Origin of the sequence: Christiangramia echinicola DSM 19838 (assembly GCF_000423065.1) — a bacterium.
Classification (GTDB): domain Bacteria; phylum Bacteroidota; class Bacteroidia; order Flavobacteriales; family Flavobacteriaceae; genus Christiangramia; species Christiangramia echinicola.
Genome location: NZ_AUHG01000010.1, coordinates 916,985 through 940,405 on the forward strand (window position 1 = coordinate 916,985; position 23,421 = coordinate 940,405).

At 37.3% G+C, this 23,421-nt stretch carries 21 protein-coding genes; 12 read left to right on the plus strand and 9 right to left on the minus strand.

The annotated features are described in order from the left end of the window. The first annotated feature begins 4 nt into the window (after positions 1 to 4). The 10 genes from G530_RS0104740 (at position 5) to tsaB (ending at position 9,487) form a co-directional block, all read left to right on the plus strand. Positions 5 to 739, plus strand: coding sequence for an SCO family protein (locus G530_RS0104740; RefSeq protein WP_026933440.1), 735 nt, complete (start codon positions 5 to 7; stop codon positions 737 to 739). Continuing rightward, entirely contained in the window at positions 736 to 1,275 is a 540-nt protein-coding gene (locus G530_RS0104745) for a DUF420 domain-containing protein (RefSeq protein ID WP_026933441.1), read from the plus strand. The genes G530_RS0104740 and G530_RS0104745 overlap by 4 nt, the downstream gene beginning before the upstream one ends. Before the next feature lie 51 nt (positions 1,276 to 1,326). Further along, complete coding sequence (locus G530_RS0104750) at positions 1,327 to 1,560, plus strand: hypothetical protein (RefSeq protein ID WP_035715871.1); 234 nt, start codon at positions 1,327 to 1,329, stop codon at positions 1,558 to 1,560. A 124-nt stretch (positions 1,561 to 1,684) separates the two neighbouring features. Next, on the plus strand, positions 1,685 to 2,386 hold the full coding sequence (locus tag G530_RS0104755; protein WP_026933443.1) for an ABC transporter ATP-binding protein: 702 nt from the start codon (positions 1,685 to 1,687) through the stop codon (positions 2,384 to 2,386). Further along, complete coding sequence (locus G530_RS0104760) at positions 2,379 to 3,623, plus strand: ABC transporter permease (protein WP_026933444.1); 1,245 nt, start codon at positions 2,379 to 2,381, stop codon at positions 3,621 to 3,623. Before G530_RS0104755 ends, G530_RS0104760 begins: the two co-directional genes overlap by 8 nt. Before the next feature lies 1 nt (position 3,624). Next, positions 3,625 to 4,887, plus strand: a complete 1,263-nt coding sequence (locus G530_RS0104765) for an ABC transporter permease (RefSeq protein WP_026933445.1) — start codon at positions 3,625 to 3,627, stop codon at positions 4,885 to 4,887. 27 nt (positions 4,888 to 4,914) lie between these two features. Then, the gene (locus G530_RS0104770; protein WP_026933446.1) at positions 4,915 to 6,033 is read left to right on the plus strand and encodes an efflux RND transporter periplasmic adaptor subunit; all 1,119 of its coding nucleotides are present in this window, start codon (positions 4,915 to 4,917) and stop codon (positions 6,031 to 6,033) included. A 61-nt stretch (positions 6,034 to 6,094) separates the two neighbouring features. Continuing rightward, the gene (locus G530_RS0104775) at positions 6,095 to 7,531 is read left to right on the plus strand and encodes a TolC family protein (protein ID WP_026933447.1); all 1,437 of its coding nucleotides are present in this window, start codon (positions 6,095 to 6,097) and stop codon (positions 7,529 to 7,531) included. A gap of 4 nt (positions 7,532 to 7,535) precedes the next feature. Further along, the gene (locus G530_RS0104780) at positions 7,536 to 8,816 is read left to right on the plus strand and encodes an efflux RND transporter periplasmic adaptor subunit (RefSeq protein ID WP_026933448.1); all 1,281 of its coding nucleotides are present in this window, start codon (positions 7,536 to 7,538) and stop codon (positions 8,814 to 8,816) included. 11 nt (positions 8,817 to 8,827) lie between these two features. Beyond that, positions 8,828 to 9,487 (plus strand): tRNA (adenosine(37)-N6)-threonylcarbamoyltransferase complex dimerization subunit type 1 TsaB, encoded by a 660-nt coding sequence (gene tsaB / locus G530_RS0104785; RefSeq protein ID WP_026933449.1) that lies wholly within the window; start codon positions 8,828 to 8,830, stop codon positions 9,485 to 9,487. A gap of 2 nt (positions 9,488 to 9,489) precedes the next feature. On the opposite strand, the gene G530_RS0104790 is transcribed toward tsaB, so the two are convergent. Both G530_RS0104790 and G530_RS0104795 read right to left on the minus strand, forming a co-directional pair. Further along, on the minus strand, positions 9,490 to 10,353 hold the full coding sequence (locus G530_RS0104790) for a mechanosensitive ion channel family protein (RefSeq protein ID WP_026933450.1): 864 nt from the start codon (positions 10,351 to 10,353) through the stop codon (positions 9,490 to 9,492). Positions 10,354 to 10,419: 66 nt separating this feature from the next. Beyond that, a complete protein-coding gene (locus G530_RS0104795; protein ID WP_026933451.1) occupies positions 10,420 to 12,468 on the minus strand; it encodes a thioredoxin domain-containing protein in 2,049 nt (682 codons plus the stop codon). Positions 12,469 to 12,650: 182 nt separating this feature from the next. Here G530_RS0104795 and G530_RS0104800 point away from each other — a divergent pair, with 182 nt between their 5' ends. Beyond that, positions 12,651 to 14,921, plus strand: coding sequence for an inorganic phosphate transporter (locus G530_RS0104800; protein WP_026933452.1), 2,271 nt, complete (start codon positions 12,651 to 12,653; stop codon positions 14,919 to 14,921). Between the two features lie 55 nt (positions 14,922 to 14,976). On the opposite strand, the gene G530_RS0104805 is transcribed toward G530_RS0104800, so the two are convergent. Next, positions 14,977 to 15,894: a NifU family protein gene (locus tag G530_RS0104805; protein ID WP_026933453.1), complete on the minus strand. Its 918-nt coding sequence runs from the start codon at positions 15,892 to 15,894 to the stop codon at positions 14,977 to 14,979. Positions 15,895 to 15,985: 91 nt separating this feature from the next. Here G530_RS0104805 and G530_RS0104810 point away from each other — a divergent pair, with 91 nt between their 5' ends. Then, a complete protein-coding gene (locus tag G530_RS0104810) occupies positions 15,986 to 17,005 on the plus strand; it encodes a PorP/SprF family type IX secretion system membrane protein (RefSeq protein ID WP_026933454.1) in 1,020 nt (339 codons plus the stop codon). Here the strand turns inward: G530_RS0104810 and murI are convergent. From murI to porG, 6 genes are all read right to left on the minus strand, one after another. Then, entirely contained in the window at positions 17,002 to 17,796 is a 795-nt protein-coding gene (gene murI / locus G530_RS0104815; RefSeq protein WP_026933455.1) for a glutamate racemase, read from the minus strand. The genes G530_RS0104810 and murI overlap by 4 nt on opposite strands. A 71-nt stretch (positions 17,797 to 17,867) precedes the next feature. Next, positions 17,868 to 18,377, minus strand: coding sequence for an OmpH/Skp family outer membrane protein (locus tag G530_RS0104820; RefSeq protein WP_026933456.1), 510 nt, complete (start codon positions 18,375 to 18,377; stop codon positions 17,868 to 17,870). A gap of 36 nt (positions 18,378 to 18,413) precedes the next feature. Then, on the minus strand, positions 18,414 to 19,223 hold the full coding sequence (locus tag G530_RS0104825) for an OmpH/Skp family outer membrane protein (RefSeq protein WP_026933457.1): 810 nt from the start codon (positions 19,221 to 19,223) through the stop codon (positions 18,414 to 18,416). Positions 19,224 to 19,254: 31 nt separating this feature from the next. Continuing rightward, a complete protein-coding gene (locus G530_RS0104830) occupies positions 19,255 to 21,876 on the minus strand; it encodes a BamA/OMP85 family outer membrane protein (protein ID WP_205619187.1) in 2,622 nt (873 codons plus the stop codon). Between the two features lie 7 nt (positions 21,877 to 21,883). Then, a complete protein-coding gene (locus G530_RS0104835; protein WP_026933459.1) occupies positions 21,884 to 22,624 on the minus strand; it encodes an isoprenyl transferase in 741 nt (246 codons plus the stop codon). Further along, positions 22,625 to 23,323 carry a type IX secretion system protein PorG gene (porG, locus tag G530_RS0104840; protein WP_026933460.1) on the minus strand — a complete coding sequence of 233 codons (699 nt, stop codon included), beginning with the start codon at positions 23,321 to 23,323 and terminating at the stop codon, positions 22,625 to 22,627. It abuts the gene before it with no gap. Positions 23,324 to 23,421 lie beyond the last annotated feature (98 nt).

A 23,421-nucleotide genomic window follows, 5' to 3' on the forward strand; every position in this document is an offset into this window, starting at 1 on the left:
TAAAATGAAAAATTATTCATACGTAGGTATCTCACTTGTTATTCTAATCTTCGGAATAATATTTATACCAAAGATCATAGATCGTATCAATGATGACGAGGTAGTATCTTCAGACAGATTAAATCAACCGCGACTTAAGAATACGAAGAATACCGGAGAGGCATTGTCTTATATTGTCCTGGATGGTGAAAAGAAGAGAGCTCCAGAATTTGAATTTATAAACCAGAACGGCGATACCATCTCCAATGAGGATTATAAAGGTAAGGTGTATCTGGTAGAATTTTTCTTTACTACCTGTCCAACTATCTGCCCGATCATGAATAAGAACCTGGTTGAAATTCAAGATGTGTTCAAGGGACAGGATGATTTCGGAATTGCCTCCTTTTCTATAGATCCTGCTCATGATACACCAGAAGTCTTAGCTGAATATGCTCAGAATTATGGTATTGATAGCGCTAACTGGAATTTAATGACCGGAGATAGAAGCGATATATATAAACTGGCAAACGAGGGATTTGGTCTGTATGCTGGTGAAGATGCCGATGCTGCAGGTGGTTTTGCTCATCAGGGTATGTTCGCTCTAGTAGATCAGGAAGGATTTATAAGATCCAGAAAGGATCAGTTTGGAAATCCACTTATCTATTATCGTGGTTCAGTTGAAAGGAATAAAAGTGTAGCTCGTGGAGAAGAGGAGCCGCAAATAGATATATTAATAGAGGATATAAATAAACTACTTTGAAAACAACTCTAAAAAGTAAAGATAAAGTAGCAGTGCCTGTAATCATTGCTCTTTCAATTGCAGTGCCAGTGATCGTTCTTGTTCTAATGTTATTGCCAGAGCGCTTTAATATACTTGGGGTTGAAGCAATAACCTTCCCGCTTTTCCATGGGATCCTTAATTTTCTTACTGCGCTGTTATTGATCATTGGTTATTTCTTTATGAATGCCGAAAAATATATTGAGCATAGAAATACAATGATTGCAGCCTTTGGATTATCAGTTGTATTTCTGGTTAGTTATGTTCTATCCAAAATAAGTAATGAGCCTGTGCCTTATGGTGGAGAAGGAGTGCTTAGGTATATTTATTTCTTTATTCTTATTACTCATATTGTCCTTTCTGGAATTATAGTTCCTCTTGTGCTTTTTACTATGTATAGAGGCCTAAGTGGCGAGTATAAGAAGCATTCTAAAATTGCCAAATGGACCTTTCCTATTTGGTTGTACGTTGCAATCACCGGAGTGTTGGTGTTTTTATTTATGATGCCATATTATTAAAATTGATCGTAAATTATTAATTTTGAATTGATTATTAGAATGAAAATGGAGATGAAGAATTTGAAATTCACAGGATTATTACTTTTAATTTTATTATTACTCCCTGAAATGGCGCAATCTCAATGTGCTATGTGTAGGGCTGTTTTAGAAAGTGAAGCAAATCAAAGTACCGCAAAAGGTATTAATGATGGTATTCTTTATCTCATGATTTTCCCCTATTTATTAATTGGAGGAGTAGGCTATTTTATTTACAGATCTAGAAAAAACAAATCAAAATCGGTATAGAAATGTACCTTTTTTGTGAAGTTAATGTAAAGAAATTGTGGTTTTTGTCTTAAGACTGTAACATTTCTTTTTTTCTGCAGTCTTATTAAATAGGAGTCATTATCCTGTTTAATAACCATCAATCATGATTGAAATTTCAAATCTTCACAAATCCTATAAAATGGGTGCTAATAAATTGCACGTATTAAAAGGGATCAATTTAAATGTCGCAGAAGGCGAATTACTTTCTATTATGGGATCTTCGGGTTCCGGAAAATCAACACTCTTAAATATTCTTGGCATGCTCGATGAGGCAGATGAGGGATCCTATGTTCTCGATGGAGTGCCAATTAAAAATCTTAACGAAAAGATTGCTGCGAAGTATCGTAATAAATTTCTCGGATTCATTTTTCAGTCATTTAACCTTATAGGTTATAAAACAGCACTGGATAATGTGGCTTTACCACTGTACTATCAGGGACATTCCCGGGGAGAAAGAATGGACAGGGCTATGAGTTATCTGGAGAAAGTTGGACTTGCAGATTGGGCCGGCCATTTACCTAATGAGCTTTCTGGGGGACAAAAGCAAAGGGTGGCGATTGCGAGAGCTTTAGCTAGTGATCCAAAAGTCCTTCTAGCCGATGAACCAACTGGAGCGCTGGATACAAAAACTTCTTATGAAGTAATGGATCTTATACAGGAAATTAACGATGAAGGTCGTACCATTTTAGTGGTGACCCACGAACACGATATTGCCCAGATGACGAAAAGGATCGTTAATCTAAAGGATGGTCTTATTATAGAGGATACCGTAGTTTCACAGGTTAGAGCTTTAGAAAATGTTTGATCTGGATAGATGGGAAGAGATCTTTGAAACCATTCGTAAAAATAAGTTACGTACGTTTTTAACTGGTCTTTCAGTAGCATCGGGAATATTTATTCTTGTTATTCTTCTCGGAATTGGAGAAGGAATGAGAAATGGCATTGCTCGAGAATTTGAACAGGATGCTTCCAATTTAATTTTTGTATTTCCGGGAGTTACTTCAAAAGAATATAAAGGTCTCAATCCAGGTAGGCGTATCCAAATGAAAAATGAGGATTATAACCAGATCTTGCGACTTTATGGCGATAGGCTGGATAAAACAGCTTCGCTTTATCAGAATTGGGGGCAGGTGCTAAACTATGGTAAGGAATCTGGTTCCTATGCCGTGCATGGTTCTTTCCCGGCTTATCAGGAGTTAGAAAATATGAGCCTTACCGCAGGCAGGTTTATTGATATTAATGATCTCAATAATTCTGAAAAAACCATGGTTATTGGTAACCGTGTAAAGCTCGATCTTTTTAAAGACGAGGATCCTATTGGTAAAATGGTACAGGTTTCCGGGGTTAACTTCAAAGTAGTTGGGGTTTTTACAGATCCTGGAGGGGAAAGAGATGAAACACGTGCAGTAGTTCCTATTACCACAGCACAAAGAGCATTTGGAGGAGCCAATAATATTGAAAGATTATATCTAACCCTGAAACCGGAAGAAAGTTTTGATGCGGCGGTTGCAGCATCAACTCAGTTTTCTACAGAATTGGAAGCCTTTTTAAAAGAACGGCATACCGTAGCTCCAGATGATAATAGTGCAATCCATATTAATAATTATCTGGAAAACGCGAAAAGGTTCTTCACGCTAATGGATATGATGAGACTCTTTTTCTGGGGAGTTGGTATATGTACTATCATAGCCGGGGTTGTTGGGGTAAGTAATATTATGCTGATCATAGTTAAGGAAAGGACCCGGGAAATAGGAATACGAAAAGCACTGGGAGCTCAGCCACTTTCAATTATTGGGATGATACTTCATGAATCTATCTTCGTTACTGCAATTGCAGGTTTCCTTGGATTGATATTTAGCCTAACCCTTCTGGAATTTGTAGGTCCGGCTATAGAAACTCAATATATATATAATCCCACCGTGAACTTTACTGTAGCCATAAATACAGTCGTAATTCTTGTTTTTGCCGGAGCCTTAGCAGGATTTTTTCCAGCCTGGCGGGCGGCAAGGATCAAACCAATAATAGCTTTAAGAGACGAATAATATGTTTAGTAGAGATCGTTGGAGTGAAATAATAGAGGCCTTGACCGCGAATTGGTTTAGAACCGTTCTTACTGCCTTTGGAGTTTTATGGGGAATATTTATCCTGGTAATACTTCTTGCTGCAGGAAAAGGCTTAGAAAACGGTGTGAAGCAGGGGTTTAGTGGTATAGCTACCAACACAATGTTCATGTGGACCCAGGTTGCTTCCAAACCTTATAAAGGTATGCCCAAAGGACGTAGATATAGTTTCGAAATAGAAGATGTGGCGGCAATAAAGGACCAGGTGCCTGGGTTAAGGTTTGTTTCTCCAAGAAATCAATTAGATGGATTTGGTGGAGCAAATAATGTGGTAAGAGGATTAAATACCGGAGCTTTCAATGTTTATGGAGATTATCCTGAGATCATTCAACAGGAACCCATGAATATTACATCGGGAAGATTTTTAAATTATTCAGATATCAATGAGAAGAGAAAGGTTGCTATCATTGGGGAAGGTGTAAAGTCTACTCTATATGATAAAGGAGAAGATCCTTTGGGAACTTACATAAAGATTAGTGGAGTGAACTTTATGGTGATTGGTACCTATAAGAAAAAGAGTCAGGGCGGTGATCCTGAGAGAGGGCAGAAGGAAATTTATGTCCCGTTTACAGCTTTCTCCCAGGCGTTCAACCGCGGGAATAAAGTTGGATGGATGGCAATAACTGCCTATGATGGCAACTCTATAACCAACCTTAAAAATGATATAATAGATCTTATTAAAAATAGACACACCATACATCCTGACGATGATCGTGCTGTTGGAAATTTTGATCTTTACCAGGAATACAGCAAAGTAAACGGACTTTTTGTAGCCCTTAAGGCTGTTGCTTATTTCGTAGGTGTACTTGTCTTGCTTTCTGGTATCATCGGGATTAGCAATATTATGCTGATCGTAGTAAAAGAACGAACCAATGAGATTGGAGTTCGTCGTGCCCTTGGTGCAACACCATGGTCTATACGTGGCCAGATTCTAATGGAATCTATCTTTTTAACTATTGTCTCCGGTATGGCAGGTATTATCCTGGCCACGGGAGTAATATGGCTGGTGAATTTACAACTTGGCCAGATGGATACTTCAGAAATGATGTTCCTTAATCCTTCTGTAAACCTGGGAGTGGTCATGGTCGCTTTATCCATTTTAATAATATCCGGTCTTTTAGCCGGCTTAATTCCGGCGCAACAGGCAATTAGAGTTAAGCCTGTAGATGCCTTAAGAACTGAATAATACTTTAAACACTAATACAATCAAGGAATGAAAAAATTTGTAACCATCGGAATTCTAGTATTCATAGCCGTGACCTTCGTTGGCGCTTTATACTATCTCTATCAAAAAAATCAGGAGGACCCTGTAGTTTATGCAACAGAGGAGCCCACAGAGCAAACCATTATAAAGAAAACTGTAGCTACTGGAAAAATAGTTCCAAAAGAAGAGGTTCTCATCAAACCGAATATTTCTGGAATTATTGACGAAATATATATCGAGGCTGGAGACCGTATTGAAGCTGGAGATCTTATCGCAAAGATCAGGGTGATCCCGAATGTATCTTCATTGCAAAGTGCTAAAGATGCTGTTGCTACTGCGAAGATCAATCTTGATAATGAGAGAAAACAATTTGAAAGGCAAAAAGGTCTTTATGATAAAGGGGTGATCTCTGCTAATGATTTTGATGCTGCGGAAGTTAGTTTCAAAAGATCTGAACAGAATTATAAATCTGCCCAACAAAATTATGAAATCGTTAGAACTGGTACTACAAGTGGAATTGGTAGTGCAGCGAATACGTTGATACGTTCTACGGTAGAAGGTATGGTATTAGATGTTCCCGTAAAAGCCGGAAATCAGGTTATTGAAAGTAACAATTTTAATGACGGTACCACAATCGCAACTCTGGCAGATGTGAACGAGATGATCTTCGAAGGAAAGGTAGACGAAAGTGAAGTTGGAAAAATTAAAGAAGACCTCCCTTTAGAAGTAACAGTAGGAGCTATAGAAAATAAATCTTTTGATGCAGTTCTTGATTATATAGCACCTAAAGGAGTTGAAGATAATGGAGCGATTCAATTCGAAATTAAAGGAACCCTAGATAAAGCCGATACTACTTTTATTAGAGCTGGGCTTAGTGCCAATGCATCAATTATTCTAGCCCGTGCAGATAGCGTACTTGCAATTAAGGAAGCCCTGGTTCAGTTTGATCCTGAAACTAAGGAGCCATTCGTGGAAATTATGATTGGAGATCAGGAATTTAAGAAGCAGGATGTAGAACTTGGCGTTAGTGATGGTATTAATGTGGAGGTGCTAAGTGGCGTGAAAAAAGGAGACAAGATCAAGGTTTGGAACCAGATTAAACCTGCACTGAATCTTGCTCAAAACTAGAATTTTTATTCCGATTGTAACAACCTACACATTTTACAGACATATCATACAGAATATTATTATGAAGAATTATAGTTTACTAGCCATGCTATTGCTTTTTTCCAGCCTGCTTACAGCACAGCAAAAGGAATGGACCCTGGAAGAATGCGTTAATTATGCATTAGAAAATAATATCCAGGTAAAACAAACCATGCTGGATGTTGAACTTTCAGAAATCGAAAAACGCGATGCACTTGGGAATTTTATTCCAAATATTAATGCTCAGGCTTCGAATGCATGGAATACTGGTTTAACCCAGAACGTGACCACCGGAATTCTGCAAAATCAAACGACGAGGAACTTTTCAGCTGGGGTTAGTGCAGGTTTAACATTATTTGACGGATTAAGAAACTTCAAACAATTACAAAGAGCTAAACTTTCCAGAATTGCCAGTGATTATTCTCTGGATAAAATGAAAGATGATATTGCCCTTTTCGTGGCAGATTCGTATTTGCAGGTTCTTTTCAATAAACAAAATTTAGCGGTTCTTAAATCACAAAACCAGGTAACACAAGAGCAGTTGGGAAGAACTCAGGAACTTGTGGATGCTGGAGTTTTACCGGAAGGTGACCTTCTCGAGATCCGGGCGACCATGGCAGATGAAAAACAAAGAATGATCCTGGCAGAAAATCAGATCCAGATCTCTCTGATAAACCTGGCTCAACTTTTAGGGATAAGAGACTATCAAAATTTCAATATAGTTGAAAGAGATTATGATATTTTTGGAAATGAAATTCTCGACAATACGGTTTATGACGTAATAAATACAGCTAAAGAGGAAAGATCTGAAATTAAGATTGCAGAAGCAAATAAGGATCTGGCAGAAATGGATGTAGACCTGGCTAAAGCAGCATATCTACCAACCTTGAATGCTTTCTTCAACTATAACACAAGAGAAAGCGGACAGGCTAGAATCACCGGAGGTGTATTGGACCCAGATCAGCCTACAAGGCAGATTGGGGTAGTGCAGTCTAGTAATGAAATTGTTGTGGCACCAAATACGATACCTACACTTGGAAGTCCCTTGCCGTTCATGGAGCAACTTTACCGAAATGATGGTATTAGTTACGGATTTCAGTTGAATGTTCCTATCCTCAATGGTTTTGCAACCAGAAACCAGGTAAAAAGAAATGAAGTAAATGTGAAACGTGCAGAATTTCAGTTAGAGCAGGCAGAGCTGGATCTTGAAGCAAATGTTTACCAGGCTTATACAGATGCTAATGGTGCATTTGAAGCTTATGAAGCGGCATTAGTAGCTTCAGAAGCACAAAAGAGAGCTTTTGAATATGCTACAGAGCGATATGATGTGGGATTAACTAATGCTTTCGATTTTAGCCAGGCAAAAATTAGATACGAAAACACACAAATAGAGGCTTTAAGAGCCAAATACGATTATATTTTCAAACTGAAAGTAGTTGAACTATATTTTGGAATTCCGGTTAGGGATTTAAAATTTTAATTAAATGAATAAAAAGACACTTTTCATCATTCTTGGGGTTGTAATAACCTTGATTGTATTATTGGTAATAGGTAAAAAAGCCGGTTGGTTTGGTAGCTCTGCAAATATTAAAGAAGTAGAGATCACTAAGGTGGAACCAATAAATATTACTGAAACTGTATCCGCTACTGGAAAGATACAGCCCGAAGTTGAAGTGAAATTATCTTCTGAAGTTTCCGGGGAAATTATTGAATTGCCGGTAGTAGAAGGCCAGACAGTTACAAAAGGTGATCTTTTGGTTAGGATCAACCCGGATATTTATCAGTCTAGCGTACAAAGAGCCAGAGCAAGTTATCAGAATTCAAAAGCGAATTTTGCTCAAACTCAGGCAAATCTTAAGCAGGCAGAAGCAGATTATAATAGGAATAAAACATTGTTTGAGAAAGGAGTTATTTCTAAAGCAGAATGGGATGGTATCGTGTCTAATTATGAAATGGCCGAAGCCAATAAAGAATCGGCTTATTATGGGATGCAGAGTAGCTCGGCAACCGTGACCGAAGCTCAGGATAACCTGGGGCGTACCAATATTTATGCGCCTATGACCGGAACTATCTCTAAACTCGATGCCGAGTTAGGAGAGAGAGTTGTTGGGACTCAGCAAATGGCTGGTACAGAAATCCTACGGGTTGCCAATCTTGATAATATGGAAGTTGAGGTTGATGTAAATGAAAATGATATAGTAAAAGTTTCGGTAGGCGACTCTACAATTGTTGAGGTTGATGCTTATCTAGGAAAAGAGTTCAAAGGTGTTGTGACCGAGATCTCTAATACCGCAGATAATACTTTAACTACAGACCAGGTTACTAACTTTAAAGTAAAAGTTCGAATACTAAAAGGATCTTATGCAGACCTAATAGAAGGAAAGCCAGAGAACTATTCTCCATTTAGACCGGGAATGACTGCAACTGTAGATATTATTACAAATAAAAGAATAGATGTTATTGGAGTGCCAATAAGTTCTATAGTTATTAAAAATGATACTACGGCAACAAAAAAATCATTTGTAGTAAAGAAGGATAACGAAGAGGAAGAAAAATTTGAGTGCGTATTTGTAAATGATGGCGGAAAAGCTAAACTTCGCGTTGTGAAAACCGGTATCCAGGATGATTCTCATATTGAGATCATTAATGGTCTTAAAGATGGGGATGTGGTTATCACCGGGCCTTATAGCACTGTTACCAAAAACTTAGATTCAGGTGACGAGATAGAGGTGAAGGAAGAAGGAGTAGAGAAAGAAACCGAATAAATTTAAGCAATTTGGCACTAATTTTATGTCTTGAAACGGCTACAACGAACTGTTCTGTTGGAATAGCAAGAGACGGCAAGCTTTTAACTTTGAAAGAAGATAACAGTAAGAATTACTCTCATGCTGAAAAACTTCATGTTTTTATAAATGAGGCTTTATCTGAAGCTGGTATTTCTGCAGAGGATCTTGACGCTATTGCGGTGAGTAAAGGTCCCGGGTCTTATACGGGATTAAGAATAGGAGTATCTTCGGCTAAAGGACTTTGTTATTCCCTGGACATTCCTTTGATCTCAGTGCCAACATTAGATCTTCTGGCGCATAAATTAAAAGGTGAGCAGGGAATTTTTGTTTCAATGTTAGATGCCCGAAGAATGGAAGTTTATTCGGCTATATATGATGCCAAATTTAACCAGTTGAGAGATACCGAGGCGCAGATCCTGGAGGAAACATCTTTTACGCCATATTTAGAAAGTTCTACAGTGCATTTTATAGGGAACGGCGTGGCCAAATTTGAGGCTATTTGCAACCATCCTAATGCTGTTTTTCATAAAGAACAATATCCTTCAGCAAAAGAAATGGCAGAAATTGCAGAATTAAAGCATCAAAAAAGCGACACCGAGGATGTCGCTTATTTTGAGCCTTATTATTTAAAGGATTTTATTGCCGGTTAGATCTATTCAGATCTCTTTTCCCGAACAGTCCCTTTCATTTTAGTTTGATCATAGAGATAAACATCTCTTTGAGGATAAGGAATGGTCATTCCAGCTTCTTCCAGTCTTATTTTACCTTCTTCGATCATATACCAGTGCAGATCCCAGAATACAGGTAATTCAGCAAAATACCTTACAGAGAAATTCACCGAGCTATCTCCAAGTTCAGAGACGATAACTTGAGGTGCCGGGTCTTTAAGAACATTTTCCTGTTCCATAACCATATTGGTAAGAACCTCTTTAGCTTTCTTAATATCATCATCATAAGAAATACCGAAAGTTAAATTTTCTCTACGTGTTCCGTTATGACTGTAATTAATTACGTTGTCATTGCTTAACTGGCCATTAGGAACTACTGCTCTTTGATTGCCAAAAGTGTCTATTTTGGTATAAAAAAGTGAGATCTCTACTACAGAACCAGAAACTCCCTGAGCTTCTATCCAATCGCCCACTTTAAATGGTTTAAGTACAATTATTAATACTCCACCCGCAAGGTTGGCTAAAGAACCCTGTAGGGCAAGACCAATTGCTAAACCAGCTGCACCGACTGCGGCTACCAGAGAAGCACTTTCAACACCTAATTGCGTGATCACGAGTACAAATAAGAGGATCTTAAGGCCCCAGCTAGCGGCATTTAATGTGAATTTTTCCAGGGTAGGATCATAATCTTTTCTATCAAATAGTTTTCTTAAGTACCCAACGATAATTTTGATGACCCAAAGACCTACAAGTAATAGAACTAAAGCTCCAATTAATGTGGGTAAGTAATCAATAAATTTAGCGGCGTACTCTTTGGCGATATCGCCCCAGTCATTTAACTTTTCCATATTTAATTTTAGTTGTTATTTGATCTAATTGTAAAAAAATAGAGTTTATTTCCTCTTTAATTTATGTTAAACTTGCTTTATTAGCTGAATAGCCTCCTCTGTAGTTCCTGCCGGAAGCTGACACGAACCATCCTGGCAAATATAAATGAGATCTTTGCCTTGTACTAACCGGTCTCTTAGCAATGCTAATTCAGAGTATGAATTTGTACCTGCGAGAACCGTATTAGGTAAAAATTGTTTTTGAAAAAATCCAGCAGATTTTTTATAATTTTCTCCTGTTATAGCGATTTCAAAAAATGGAAAGCTGAAGTTCATTAGCAACTCTAACCAGTTGGAATATGATTGAGGGTATTCAGGGACCTTCTGTAAGATGGTTTTAAGCATTTTCTCTGAACCGCTAATGTGATCTCTGTTTGCCGTGAATTTTCCGATTCTAAAAAGATTCCTGGCCATTGCCGAATTTGAAGCCGGGATCACATTGTCGCTAATCTCGATAGTTTTGGTTATAAGCGGTCGATCCTTGGCTGAGGTAAAAAAGTACATTTTAGAATCTGGATCGAAAAAGTCTGCATTCGTTATATCTACCAGTTCTTCTGCCTTTTTAAGATATGTAAGGTCGAATGTCGCCTCGTAAAGATTTAAAAAAGCTTCTATAGTAAAAGCGTAGTCTTCGAGATATCCATTTATGGTGCTTTTACCATTTTTATAGCTATGATATAATCGCCCTGATTCCTGAATTTGATGTTTTATAATAAAATCTGCATTCTTTTTAGCTATTTCAAGGTAATCTGCAGTGCCTAAAGCTTTGTAAGCATCAATATAACCACTTATCATCATGGCATTCCATGAAGTTAAGGATTTGTCGTCTAATCCGGGTTTGATTCGTTTTGCTCGTTCAACTCTGAGTTTTTCGTGGCAATCGTGGATGCGCTCTTTTAATTCAACCAGAGGAATACCCAATTCATCGGCTATGGTTTCAGGTTTTTTTGTTCTTATTAAAACATAATTCTGACCTTCCCATTTGCCATATTTATTGATATTATAATATGCCGAGAATAGCAGAAAATCATCTTTTAGTATAGCTTTCAGTTCCTCCTTAGTCCATATATAGTAAACCCCTTCTTCCTTTAAGCCATTGCTATTTTCACTGTCGGCATCCAAAGCTGAATAAAAAGCCCCTGATGCATCGGTCATTTCCTTTTCAATATAATTAAGCGTTTGTTTTACAACTTCCTTATACCATCCATCCTGGGTAATTTTGTAAGCTTTAGAATAGAGCTGAACCAATTGCGCATTGTCGTAGAGCATTTTTTCAAAATGCGGGACATGCCAATTTTCATCTACAGAATATCTTGAGAATCCGCCTTCTATTGGATCAAAAACTCCTCCCCATGAAATTTTATTCAAAGTAAGTATACAGTGATCCATTAATTCTTTATCAGAATTTTGAAAAGCATAGCGCATTAAAAATTCAAAATTATTTGGCATCATGAATTTTGGAGCTCTTTGATAACCTCCATTTGTTGAATCGAATGAGCGTTTCCACTTTTCTATGATCGGTAAAAAATAATCCTTATGGAAGTCATTTCCATCGTTATCAGGTTCAATAATCTGGATCTGTTTTAGTCCATTTTCAAGCTTTTCAGCATATTCCACAAGTTTTTCTGGTTGTGTTTCGTATAGATGAGCAATTTGTTTCAAAGCATCTGCCCATTGTTCTTTTCTGAAATAGGTGCCTCCCCAAACCGGCCTGCCGTCTGGAAGGGCAACAACGTTCATGGGCCATCCACCCATACCTGTCATTACCTGCACAGCATTCATGTATACATGATCTATATCTGGCCTTTCTTCCCTGTCTACTTTAATGTTGATGTAATTAGAATTCATTAAATCGGCTACACCTTCATCTTCAAAACTTTCATGCTCCATAACATGACACCAGTGACATGCAGAATATCCTACACTAATCAACAGTAACTTATTTTTATTCTGTGCCTCTTTAAGCGCCCTGTCGTTCCAGGGTTTCCAGTTTACCGGGTTATGAGCATGCTGAAGCAAATAAGGACTGCTTTCATGGATTAATTCATTAGTATGTTCAGTAGAGTTACCTGTCATATTTCAATTTAAAACTTAAAGGTATTGAGGAGAGAGGCTAAATGCTAACCGAAAACCCTAAATTTAATATAATATGGACACGGAGTAAACTCCATTTTATATTTTTAAACTTTTAATAACTTTAGAATTCAATCATTTAGAGATAAAAGCAACATTTTTGCTGGTTGAAAATAGATCTATTTATGGAAGATATTTACCTCGTAATGCTGGTGGCATTATTTGCTCTTGCTATTACAGATTTAGTTGTTGGGGTTAGTAATGACGCTATCAACTTTCTAAATTCTGCTATCGGTTCTAAAGCAGTTTCCATGAGAACTATTATGATAGTTGCCAGTATTGGTGTTGCGGTGGGTGCTATCTTCTCAAGTGGTCTAATGGAAGTTGCTCGTAAGGGTATTTTTATGCCCGGAGAGTTTTATTTTGAAGAGATCATGATCATTTTTATGGCCGTGATGATTACCGATGTACTATTGCTCGACTTTTTTAATTCCCTGGGTCTGCCAACATCCACTACAGTTTCTATCGTTTTTGAGTTACTTGGAGCGGCTGTATGTATGGCGGTTATTAAAATATATACTCAGGAAGATGGTGATATTGCAGCTTTGACCGATTATATAAATACCGCCAAAGCCACTGAAATTATTATAGGGATACTAATGGCAGTAGTGATCGCCTTCATTGTTGGTGCCTTAGTACAATATATTTCCCGTTTGGTGTTTTCATTTCAGTTTGAGAAAAAGATAAAATATGTAGGTGCCGTATTTGGAGGTCTTTCGCTAACGGCCATCCTATATTTCATTCTTATAAAAGGGATGAAAAGCGTCCCTTATATTTCTCAGGAGACCATGGATTATGTAAATAATCATACCATTATCATCGTTCTATCAGGTCTTGTTTTGTTTACCGGGATATCTCAGTTCTTAATGAGTGTTTTGAAGATTAATATACTTAGAACGATCATCATCATTGGTACTTTCGCATTAGCCCTTGCATTTGCCGGGAACGATCTCGTAAATTTTATAGGGGTTCCCATCGCGGCCTGGCAATCTTTTGAGCTATGGCAAACAGCTTATAATGCTACCGGAGTTGTTCCTTCAGGATTTTCTATGACCGGTCTATCGGGGAGTGTTCCTACTCCAGAGATCCTTTTAATAGGGGCGGGAGCGGTAATGGTTATGACTCTTTGGTTGTCCAGTAAAGCCAGGTCTGTAGTAGATACAGGGATCAATTTATCCAGACAGGGTGATGCTGTAGAAAGATTTGACCCTAATTGGCTTTCTCGAGGTATTGTAAGGTATTCGGTGCTTTTCGGAAATGCAATAACTACAGTGCTTCCGCAGGATATGAGATCAAGGATCGAAAATAAATTTGATAAACCTTCCAGTCATGCGCGTAGTAAAAGATTTGATGCTCCAGCATTCGATATGGTTAGAGCGTCTGTGAACCTGGTCGTGGCCAGTGTACTTATTTCTATTGGTACAAACATGAAATTACCGCTATCAACTACTTATGTTACTTTTATGGTTGCAATGGGTACATCGCTGGCAGACAGGGCATGGGATAGAGAAAGCGCGGTTTATAGAGTAGCCGGAGTTCTGAATGTTATAGGGGGGTGGTTTGTAACAGCAATCGTCGCATTTACGGCTGCAGCTTTATTTGCTTCTATCATATATTTTGGAGGGACCATTGCTCTTGCGATTCTTATTATTGTAGCCCTGGTTTTAGTAGTAAGAAGCGGAATAATTCATTCCAGAAAAGCCAAGGATGAAAAAAATAAAAAGAAGTTCAATAAGAGTGATATCATCACTATCAATGAAATTACTTCTGAAACTTCAGAAAATATCTCTAATGTTATTGGGGGTATCAATAAAATGTACTCCAAAACGGTAGATCAATTAGGCTATTATGACCTTAGTAAATTAAAGAAGAATTATAAAAAGATAGAAAAGCTGGAATCTGAGGTTGACGAATTAAAGGATAATATATTCTATTTTATCAAATCTCTGGATGAAAATTCAGTAGAGGCGAGTAAATTTTATATTCTTACCCTTGATTATCTGCAGGATATGGTTCAGTCTATTAGTTTTATAACCAGGAATAGTTATAACCACGTTCATAACAATCACAAGAATCTAAAATTCAATCAAATTAGAGACCTTAAAAAGGTAGATGATAAAATGCAGATCTTATTTGATGAGATCACTTATACCTTCGATAATCATGAATTCGGAAATATTGATAATCTTCTGAATGAAAAGCAGGACCTTCTGGATTATGTGAGTGATTTGATCCAGAAACAGATCCAGAGGATCCGAACCTCAGAATCGAGCCCTAAGAATACAAAACTTTATTTCGGGATATTGCTAGAAACAAAAGATCTCATTGGTTCTACCATGAGTTTGCTACAGTTATTCCAGGAGTTCTATAATGAAGCCAGAGCTACAGCATATTAAAAAAGAAAAATCCCTTTTTATCAAAGGGATTTTTATATTCAAATAGTCTGTTTTTTTAGCCGTTGATAGCCTCTACGTATTCTACTTTACCTCTTAGCATATCTCTAAGCATGGTTTCTATACCACTTTTTAAGGTCATAGTAGAAGACGGGCATCCGCTACAGGCGCCCTGAAGAATAACTTTTACAGTCTTACTTTCTTCGTTATAGCTATCAAAAAGTATATTTCCACCATCACTTGCTACGGCAGGTTTGATATATTCATCTAAAATAGCCACGATTTGTTGTGAAGTATCATCAAGATTTTCGAAGGCAGCATTTTTCTTTTCTTCAACTTCAGCAGGAGTAGCTTTGGAAGATGCTACGCTTTCCTCAGTTAGGACTTCGTTACCCTCTTCCAGATAGTTCCTTATGAATTCTCGAAGCTCCATAGTGATCTCTTCCCAGCCGGCCATATCATATTTCTGGATAGACACGTAATTCTCATCAATAAATACCTCTTTTACAAAAGGGAAGTGGAATAACTTCTGAACAATTGGCGCATTTTTGGCATCATCTATATTTTTGAATTCTGAAGCCTGTAATACTAGTTTTTTGTTCGCAACGAATTTCATCACAGCTGGGTTTGGAGTACTCTCGGCATAAACTGTTACCGGTACTTTCCCAGACTGGGTTGTAGTCTCCTTAATAACTTCGCCGCCTTTATTCAGGTAAGTATCTATCTGTGCAGCAACTTCTTCCTGCACATCTGCCCATTCTACAATATCATATTTTTCTATCGCAATGAAATTCTGCGCTATATAAATCGTTTTAACAAACGGGAGATAGAATAACTGCTGTGCAAGAGGTGATTTTGATGCCTCGTCTATATTTTTGAATTCAAAACTTTCGTGACGTGTGAGAAACTTATCTGCTTCAAATTTTACAATCGAAGCCGTTGTTGTTGGAACTATATTTATGTTGAATTCTTTCATCTCAAAATTTTTGGCAAAAATACTAAAGAAAATCAAGGTAATACATATATTTACAGCCTTTATGACCAGCTCAATACATTTAAAACCTTGCTTGATTAAGCATAATTACGGGTTAAAGTTTTTAGGACTTTTATTGTTGAATCTTCTTCTTAATAGTTCAGCATTGAAGGCGCAGGAAGTTATACCTACTTATTCAGATTATCTTACAGATAATCTTTATTTAATTCATCCTTCTATGGCTGGGGCTTCCAGTTATGATCAAATAAGATTAACCGGCAGGCGCCAGTGGTTCGACGTAGAGGATGCGCCCAACTTACAAACTGCAGCATATAATACTAGGGCTGGTGAAAAGATTGGTCTCGGCGGAATTCTTTTTAGAGATGAAAATGGGAATTTCTCTAAAATGGGTGCTTATGTAACTTTTGCCTATCATTTGATGTTTTCAAGAAGTACGGCAGATCTCAATCAATTGTCATTTGGAGTTAGTGCAGGGATTATTCAGCACAGGCTGGACACAAGTGGGTTTACAAGATTTGATCCTTTATTGGGGGCTAGTGATACAGATATGTTCGCGAATATGGATCTGGGGGTTTCTTATTATGTGAGCGATCTTTATTTCCATTTTGCTGCTAAAAATATTCTTTCTGTAAATAGAGAACTATTTTATTCTGACGCTGTGCCAAGTAATATGAGAAAATACCTGTTTTCTGGAGGTTATGTTTTTTCTCTAAACCCTAATGATCCCTGGAGTTTTGAGCCATCAATTTTATTTCAGGCCAGAGAAGCTACTAATGAAATGGCATTAGATGCAAATATGAAAGCATATTATGAATTGGAGTTTGGAAATCTATGGGGAGGTTTATCTTACCGGAATAGTTTTGAAAGTACCGAGTATACTTCAGCAGGGGAGGAGATCAACCGTCAGCAATTAAGATATATTACACCGTTTGTAGGGGTAGATTATAAAAAGTTCATCTTTGGTTATACTTTTAGTTATCAGGTGAATTCTTTAGTGCTGAGCAATGGTGGTTTTCATCAAATTACTCTTGGTTATAATTTTGGAGAGAGTAGAAAGCGTTATGACTGTAAATGTCCTGCGATCAACAATTAAAAGTTCAGTTTTGAGACTTTATAATTGTGTTTTTCAGCTTCAATAATTTCAGAAAGTACTTCCGGTTCGATATTAGTAAAAAATTCAGGGTTCTCTGGATTTCTATATTCGGTATTCAGTAAACCATTCTGAGAAAGAATTGCTTTGGTTTGCCTTGCAACTGCTTCGCCAGAATCTATGATCTGCACGTCTTCAGGAAGTATTTCTTTAAGTAAAGGAATTAGGTAAGGATAATGACTGCAGCCCAGAACCAGGAAATCTATCTTTGCTTTTAGCATAGGTTCTAATAAATGTTCAAGTAATCTTTTTGCTTGTTCAGATTCTTTTTTTCCACTTTCAATTAGTTCCACAAGGCCATTCCCTTCTACCTCGATCACTTGAATATCCTTGGTGTATATTTCAGCGGTCTGTGAAAATAGTTCGCTGGTAAGTGTGCCTCTGGTCGCGAGAATCCCAATTGCTTTGTTACTACTTTTTAAAGCGGCTGGTTTAATTGCAGGTTCAATACCTATAAAAGGCAGTTTATATGAAGATCTAAGGACTTTTATCGCGTTTGTGGTGGCAGTGTTGCAGGCTACTACAATAAGCTTACAATCCATAGCCAGGAGCTTTTCAGTATTCTTGATAGAAAGACTTATAATCTCTTCCTGAGTTTTAATGCCATAAGGGGCATTTTTACTATCAGCTAGGTAAATAGTTTTTTCTGAAGGTAAAAGCTGATGGATCTCTTTCCAAATAGAGGTTCCGCCAACACCTGAATCAAAAATACCAATAGGTCTGGGATCGTTCATATTACTGTAAAAATAAAAACTGCGTACAAATATGTACGCAGTTTTCTAAATTTATTAGTAAAAGGAATAAATTACATTCCTAATTCTTTCTTTACGTCTGGCATAAGGTTGTACCCGTCAGCTAGAAGAACTCCTGTTCCAGTAGTAGAGTCAAGAACATAATCATATCCTTTAGCTCTTGCTACTTTTTGAATAGCAGTACGCACTTTTTCAAGAATTGGCTTTAATAGATCTGTCTCTTTCTTTTGAAGATCCTGTCTTGCCTTTGAACTGTGCTCCTGAATTCTTCTTTGTGCAGCTTGTAATTCTGTAGCACGTTTTTGGTTCTCTTCTTCAGACTTCGTATTAGCTTCTGCCTCGTAACGTTGCATTGTACTCTGAGCTTCAGATAGCATATCTTTTATCTCTGCATCATATGTCTTTTCCAGTTTTTGAAGCTGATCCATTGCGTTTTTATAATCAGGTAATTCCTGTACTAATTCCTGAGTAGCTATATGCGCAACTTTAGACTGTGCATTTGTAAAAGCAGTAGCGCTAATTGTTAAAGCTAAAGCTATAAAAAGTGTTCTGAATTGTTTCATTGTAATCGTCGTTAAGTTTAATTTAGGTTTAAAAATTTAGTTTATTGTATCTGTCTTTTTTTCTCTTGCTTTAAGGATAGAGTCCTTTTTTCTTTCTCTTTCTGCGAGAATTCTGGCTCTACGATCCTCAAATTCTTTTTGTCTTACGGCTTTCAAAGAATCTCTCTCTTTTTTCTTAGCCTCTATAAATGCTTCACGTTCAGACTTACGTTCTTCTACTAATTCTTCTCTTTTTTCGATCTCAGCATCCTGTTCTACAGTGCGATCTTCTGCTCTTTCAAACTCTTCGATCTCATCTTTTGATTCTAACTGTTCCCGGTTAGCTGTTCTTTTAATTGTTCGAAGAACAGTTTCACTAACATCGTACTGTTTATCTGCATATATCATTCCAATATCTGCAGTTCGGTCAAAAACAAAATCTAAATTTCTGTTTTCAGCAATTTGCTGGACCGCACTGAATACCTGATCCTGTATTGGCCTTACCAACTGTTTTTTCTGAATGATATAATCACCATTCGGGCCAAACCTGTTTTGCTGATATTCCAGAGCCTGCTGTTCCATATAAGAAATTTCTTCCTCACGCTCTGCGATTAGTTCTTTTGTTAGTAAAGCTCTTTCATTATCCAGCCTGGTTTTCATGTCTTCAACCTTGCGCATTTTTGCTTCGGCTTCAACTTTCCATTCCTGTACTCTGCTTTCTAATTGCCTTGATGCTTCCTGATATTCCGGAACATTCTCAAGAATATATTCCATATCAATGTAACCAAGTCTAATAGACTTCTGAGCCGTGACCGATGAAAGTCCTAAGGCTGCAATTGCTAAAATGGTAAATACTCTTTTTTTCATCTAGATCGAATATAGAAAATATCATGCCAAATTAAAATTGTTGGCCAATGATAAAATGTGTTTCCCATCCATTTGAACCTGGTTGCCCTACTACAGGGTCAAATCCATATCCAAAATCAATACCTAATAATCCGAAAGTTGGCATGAAAATTCTTAGCCCTACACCCGCAGATCTATTTAATTGAAACGGATTATAATCTCTAAAATTGTCATAGGTAGCTCCGGCTTCTAAAAATGATAGTGCATAAATAGATGCTGCAGGTTTCAAAGTAATAGGGAAACGCAGCTCTAATGAATATTTATTATAGATCACAGCTCCATCATCTCTATCGTTCGCAGGTCTGTCAATTGGCACTACAGATTGGTTTGGGTAACCTCTCAACTGTATAGTTTCTCTACCATCAAGGCTGTATGCTCCAAGTCCATCACCACCCAAGTAGAAACGCTCAAATGGAGGAACTCCTCTTTCATTATTATAAGCTCCAAGGAAACCATATTCAGCATGTGTTCTAAGAACCAGGTTGCTACTTGGGCCAAAACTGAAAAGGTTAGTGTACCATGTACCTGCAAATTTGATCTTATAGAATTCTAGCCAGTTGTATTTTTTCTGGTCTACCTTTTCCTGGTCTGCAACCGAATTTTCGGGAGTTACTCTGTTCCCTTGTTGGTCAATTAAATTCCCGTTATCGTCTCTTAACTGATATTCATCAAGATTCTCAAGGTTTGCGTAATCAATACCATTCCATAGAGAATAAGGAGGGGTGAATTTTGCAGTAAATGCAAATTTAGATCCGCTTGTAGGGAAAATAGGGTTGAATGCAGTATTATCTCTTGTAATTCCTAACTGGTAGTATAAGTTGTTAGAGTGACCATTCCCAAAAGTAAATAATCCTGTATTGTAGTTATTAAGATCATATCTCTGGAAACCTACTACGTTAGAAATTGTTACGTACTGGTCTGGTGCTGTAAGTCTTTTTGCAAGACCTATGCTAACTCCAAGAATATCAAAACTTCTTGATTTATCTGCTTCTCTTTCTACATAATCATATAAGAACTGTCTTGTATAGCTAAAAGAAGTAGAAAGACTCACCGGTCTTTTTCCTCCTAACCATGGTTCTCTGAAAGATAGGCTGTATGTCTGGTAAAAAGTACTGGCCTGTGCTCTTAAAGATAAGGTTTGACCATCACCCATTGGGATTGGTTTATAAGCATCCTTGTCGAATAATCCCTGTATAGAAAAGTTGTTAAAAGAAAGACCTAGTGTTCCAATGAAGCCACCTCCACCGTAACCACCTTGTAACTCTATCTGGCTGGCACCTGCTTCTACAACCTGGTATTCTAAACTTAAGGTTCCTTCTCTAGGATCTGGATCTACAAATTCAGGGTTTAATTGTTCAGCATCGAAGAAACCTAGTGCTCCTAATTCACGCACTGTAGCCACAACTGCTTCCTGACTGTACTTTTGGCCAGGTTTGGTTCTTAGTTCACGGTAAATTACGTGATCTTTTGTTTTTTCGTTACCTGTTACTCTAATTTCATCAAAATAGGCTTCTTTTCCTTCTACTATCCTGATCTCGAAATCTATAGTGTCGTTGTAAACATTAGTTTCCACTAGATCTATATTAGAAAATAAATATCCGTTGTTCTGATATTCATTTGCAATAGAAGTTTTATTTGGCTCTCTTCCCTGGACTCTTTCATCAAGTAAAACACCATTATAAATATCACCTTTTTTAATTCCTAAAAAGCGATTTAGCTGTGAATCTGTATAAGCGATATTTCCAAGGAAATCTATTTCACCTATATAGTAACGATTTCCTTCTTCAATATTGAGTTGAAGAGCAATATTTTCGTCGTCTTTCTTGATAAGAGTGTCAGAAGTTATTCGGGCATCTCTAAAACCTTCTTCTTTATATTTATTGATCAATGATTCTTTGTCTTCCTGGTAGTCATTTCTTACGAATTTAGAACGCTTCCAGAATCTGAAGATATTTTTTTGCTTGGTGTTCTTCATGTTGCGTTTTAGCTTCGCATCAGAAAGTTCGTCATTTCCTATAAAATCTATATCAGTGATCTTTACGCGATCACCCTGATCTATGTCAACCACCATATTTACCTTATTGGAGGCAACAGTGTCTTTTACTTCAGAAGTTCTTATTTCTGCCCGGGCATTAAAATATCCCTCTTTTTTATATTTATTTTCAATATAATTTTTAGAAGTGGTAAGTAGGTTTTCAGTAACCTTAACACCTGGCTTTAGATCATTCTCATCTATGAGGTCTTCTCTTTCGCTTTTCTTTTTGATCCCTGCGAATTTAACCTGATTTAATACAGGTACTTCTTTGATTTCAAGTTCAAGATCGGCTACATTTCCTTCTACATTGGTGATGTAAAAATTAATGTCGCTAAAGAGGTCCAGCTTCCATAATTTATTAATTACATCACGAAGTTTCTCACCGGGAATATAAATTTCATCGCCTTCTTTAAGGCCGGTATATGCGATTACCGTTTGTTCATTATAGGTTGTGGTGCCGGTGACTTTTATATCTCCAATGGTATATTTTTTAGAATCTCCAAGGGGTAGGTCTTGTGCTTTGGCAGCTATACTGAATATGAAAAAAATTGCGAATAGTGTAAATATCTTTTTCGTCATGAATGCACTAACTGAGTTGCTCACTTGTTTTTCCAAATCTTCTTTCTCTGTTTTGATAGTTGTATATGGCTTCAAAAAGATCTTCTCTTCTATAATCTGGCCATAAGATTTTCGTAAAATACAATTCGGCATAGGCAATCTGCCATAACAGGAAGTTGCTTATGCGCTGTTCACCACTGGTGCGGATCAAAAGATCTACCTCTGGCAAATTTCGGGTGTAAAGATGCTCATTTATAACCGATTCATCAACTGCATCTATGGATAATTCTTCACTTTTTGCTTTGGCAGCGATTTGTTTGATGCAATTAGTGATTTCTTCACGGCTACCGTAACTTAACGCAAGGGTTAGGGTCATGCGTTTATTGCCTGATGTTTTTTCAATTACATCAAGTAATTCTTTTCTGGCCTTATTGGGTAGATTATCAATGTTTCCGATGGAATTTAACCGAATATCATTCTCCTTTAAGGTTTTAATTTCTTTCTTTAGTGAGGAAACAAGAAGTCTCATAAGAGTATCAACCTCTAATTTTGGTCTGTTCCAGTTTTCTGTAGAAAATGCATATAGGGTTAGGTTTTTCACCCCAATTTCAGCACATCCTTCAACAACATCTCTCACAGCTTTAGTGCCTTCTTTATGACCAGAAGCTCTGAGAAAACCTTTTTGCTTTGCCCAGCGTCCATTACCATCCATAATAATGGCGATGTGTCCGGGTAATTTATCAAGGTTTAGATTGTCTTTATAATTCATTTAAAAGCAATAACATGGCTTTCGGCCAAAAGTAAATGTGAATGTTACACCGGTAAATACATACCAGTCTTTATTATCTCTATTTCCAAATTCTACAGCAGGTTCTCTTCGGCCTAAGTATTCTTCAGGCCAGCTACCGTCGAGATTATCTGTTAATGTATACCTCGCTCCAATCTCAAAGGCTCCAATAATATGCTCGGTAACAGCTTCCTTATACCCCATCACCATAGGGATAGCGAATTCCCAGTTAGTACCTTCATTCACCAGATTATTAGCTCTTCCATTCTTCAGCCAAACATGATCTGCTCTAAAATACGTGATACCTGTGTAAAGATACGGTGTACTTTGCGGTAATGGTTCGCTTAAATCAAAATCCCAGAAATTAAATTCTATACCCAGTGAAGCTTCGGCGATGTTATTTTCAAATGAATAACCTCGCTGCTGTCTTCTTGTGTCTGAAGATTTTGTGTCATCTGCAGAAAGTTGTGCATAAAGCAAGGTTAAGCGAAGGGAATGCCTGGCGCTTCTATTCCATTTTGCGATCAAACCTCCAACCGGTGCATTCGGTAGGATATAATTGGTTTTTCCAACATCACCAATAAAATTTGCGCCTCCGGCAAAAGCTCCAATCTCAACTTGTTGCGAGTATGTGCTTATGGTAAAAAATGCCATCACTACAAATGCGATAAGGTACCTCATAGGTTTTCAAAAGTTTGCAAATATAACAATTCTGGTTGCTCTGCAATAATTTGAGCAGATTTGTGCATAAGTATAAACAGTTTTTGAAACTTTTTATT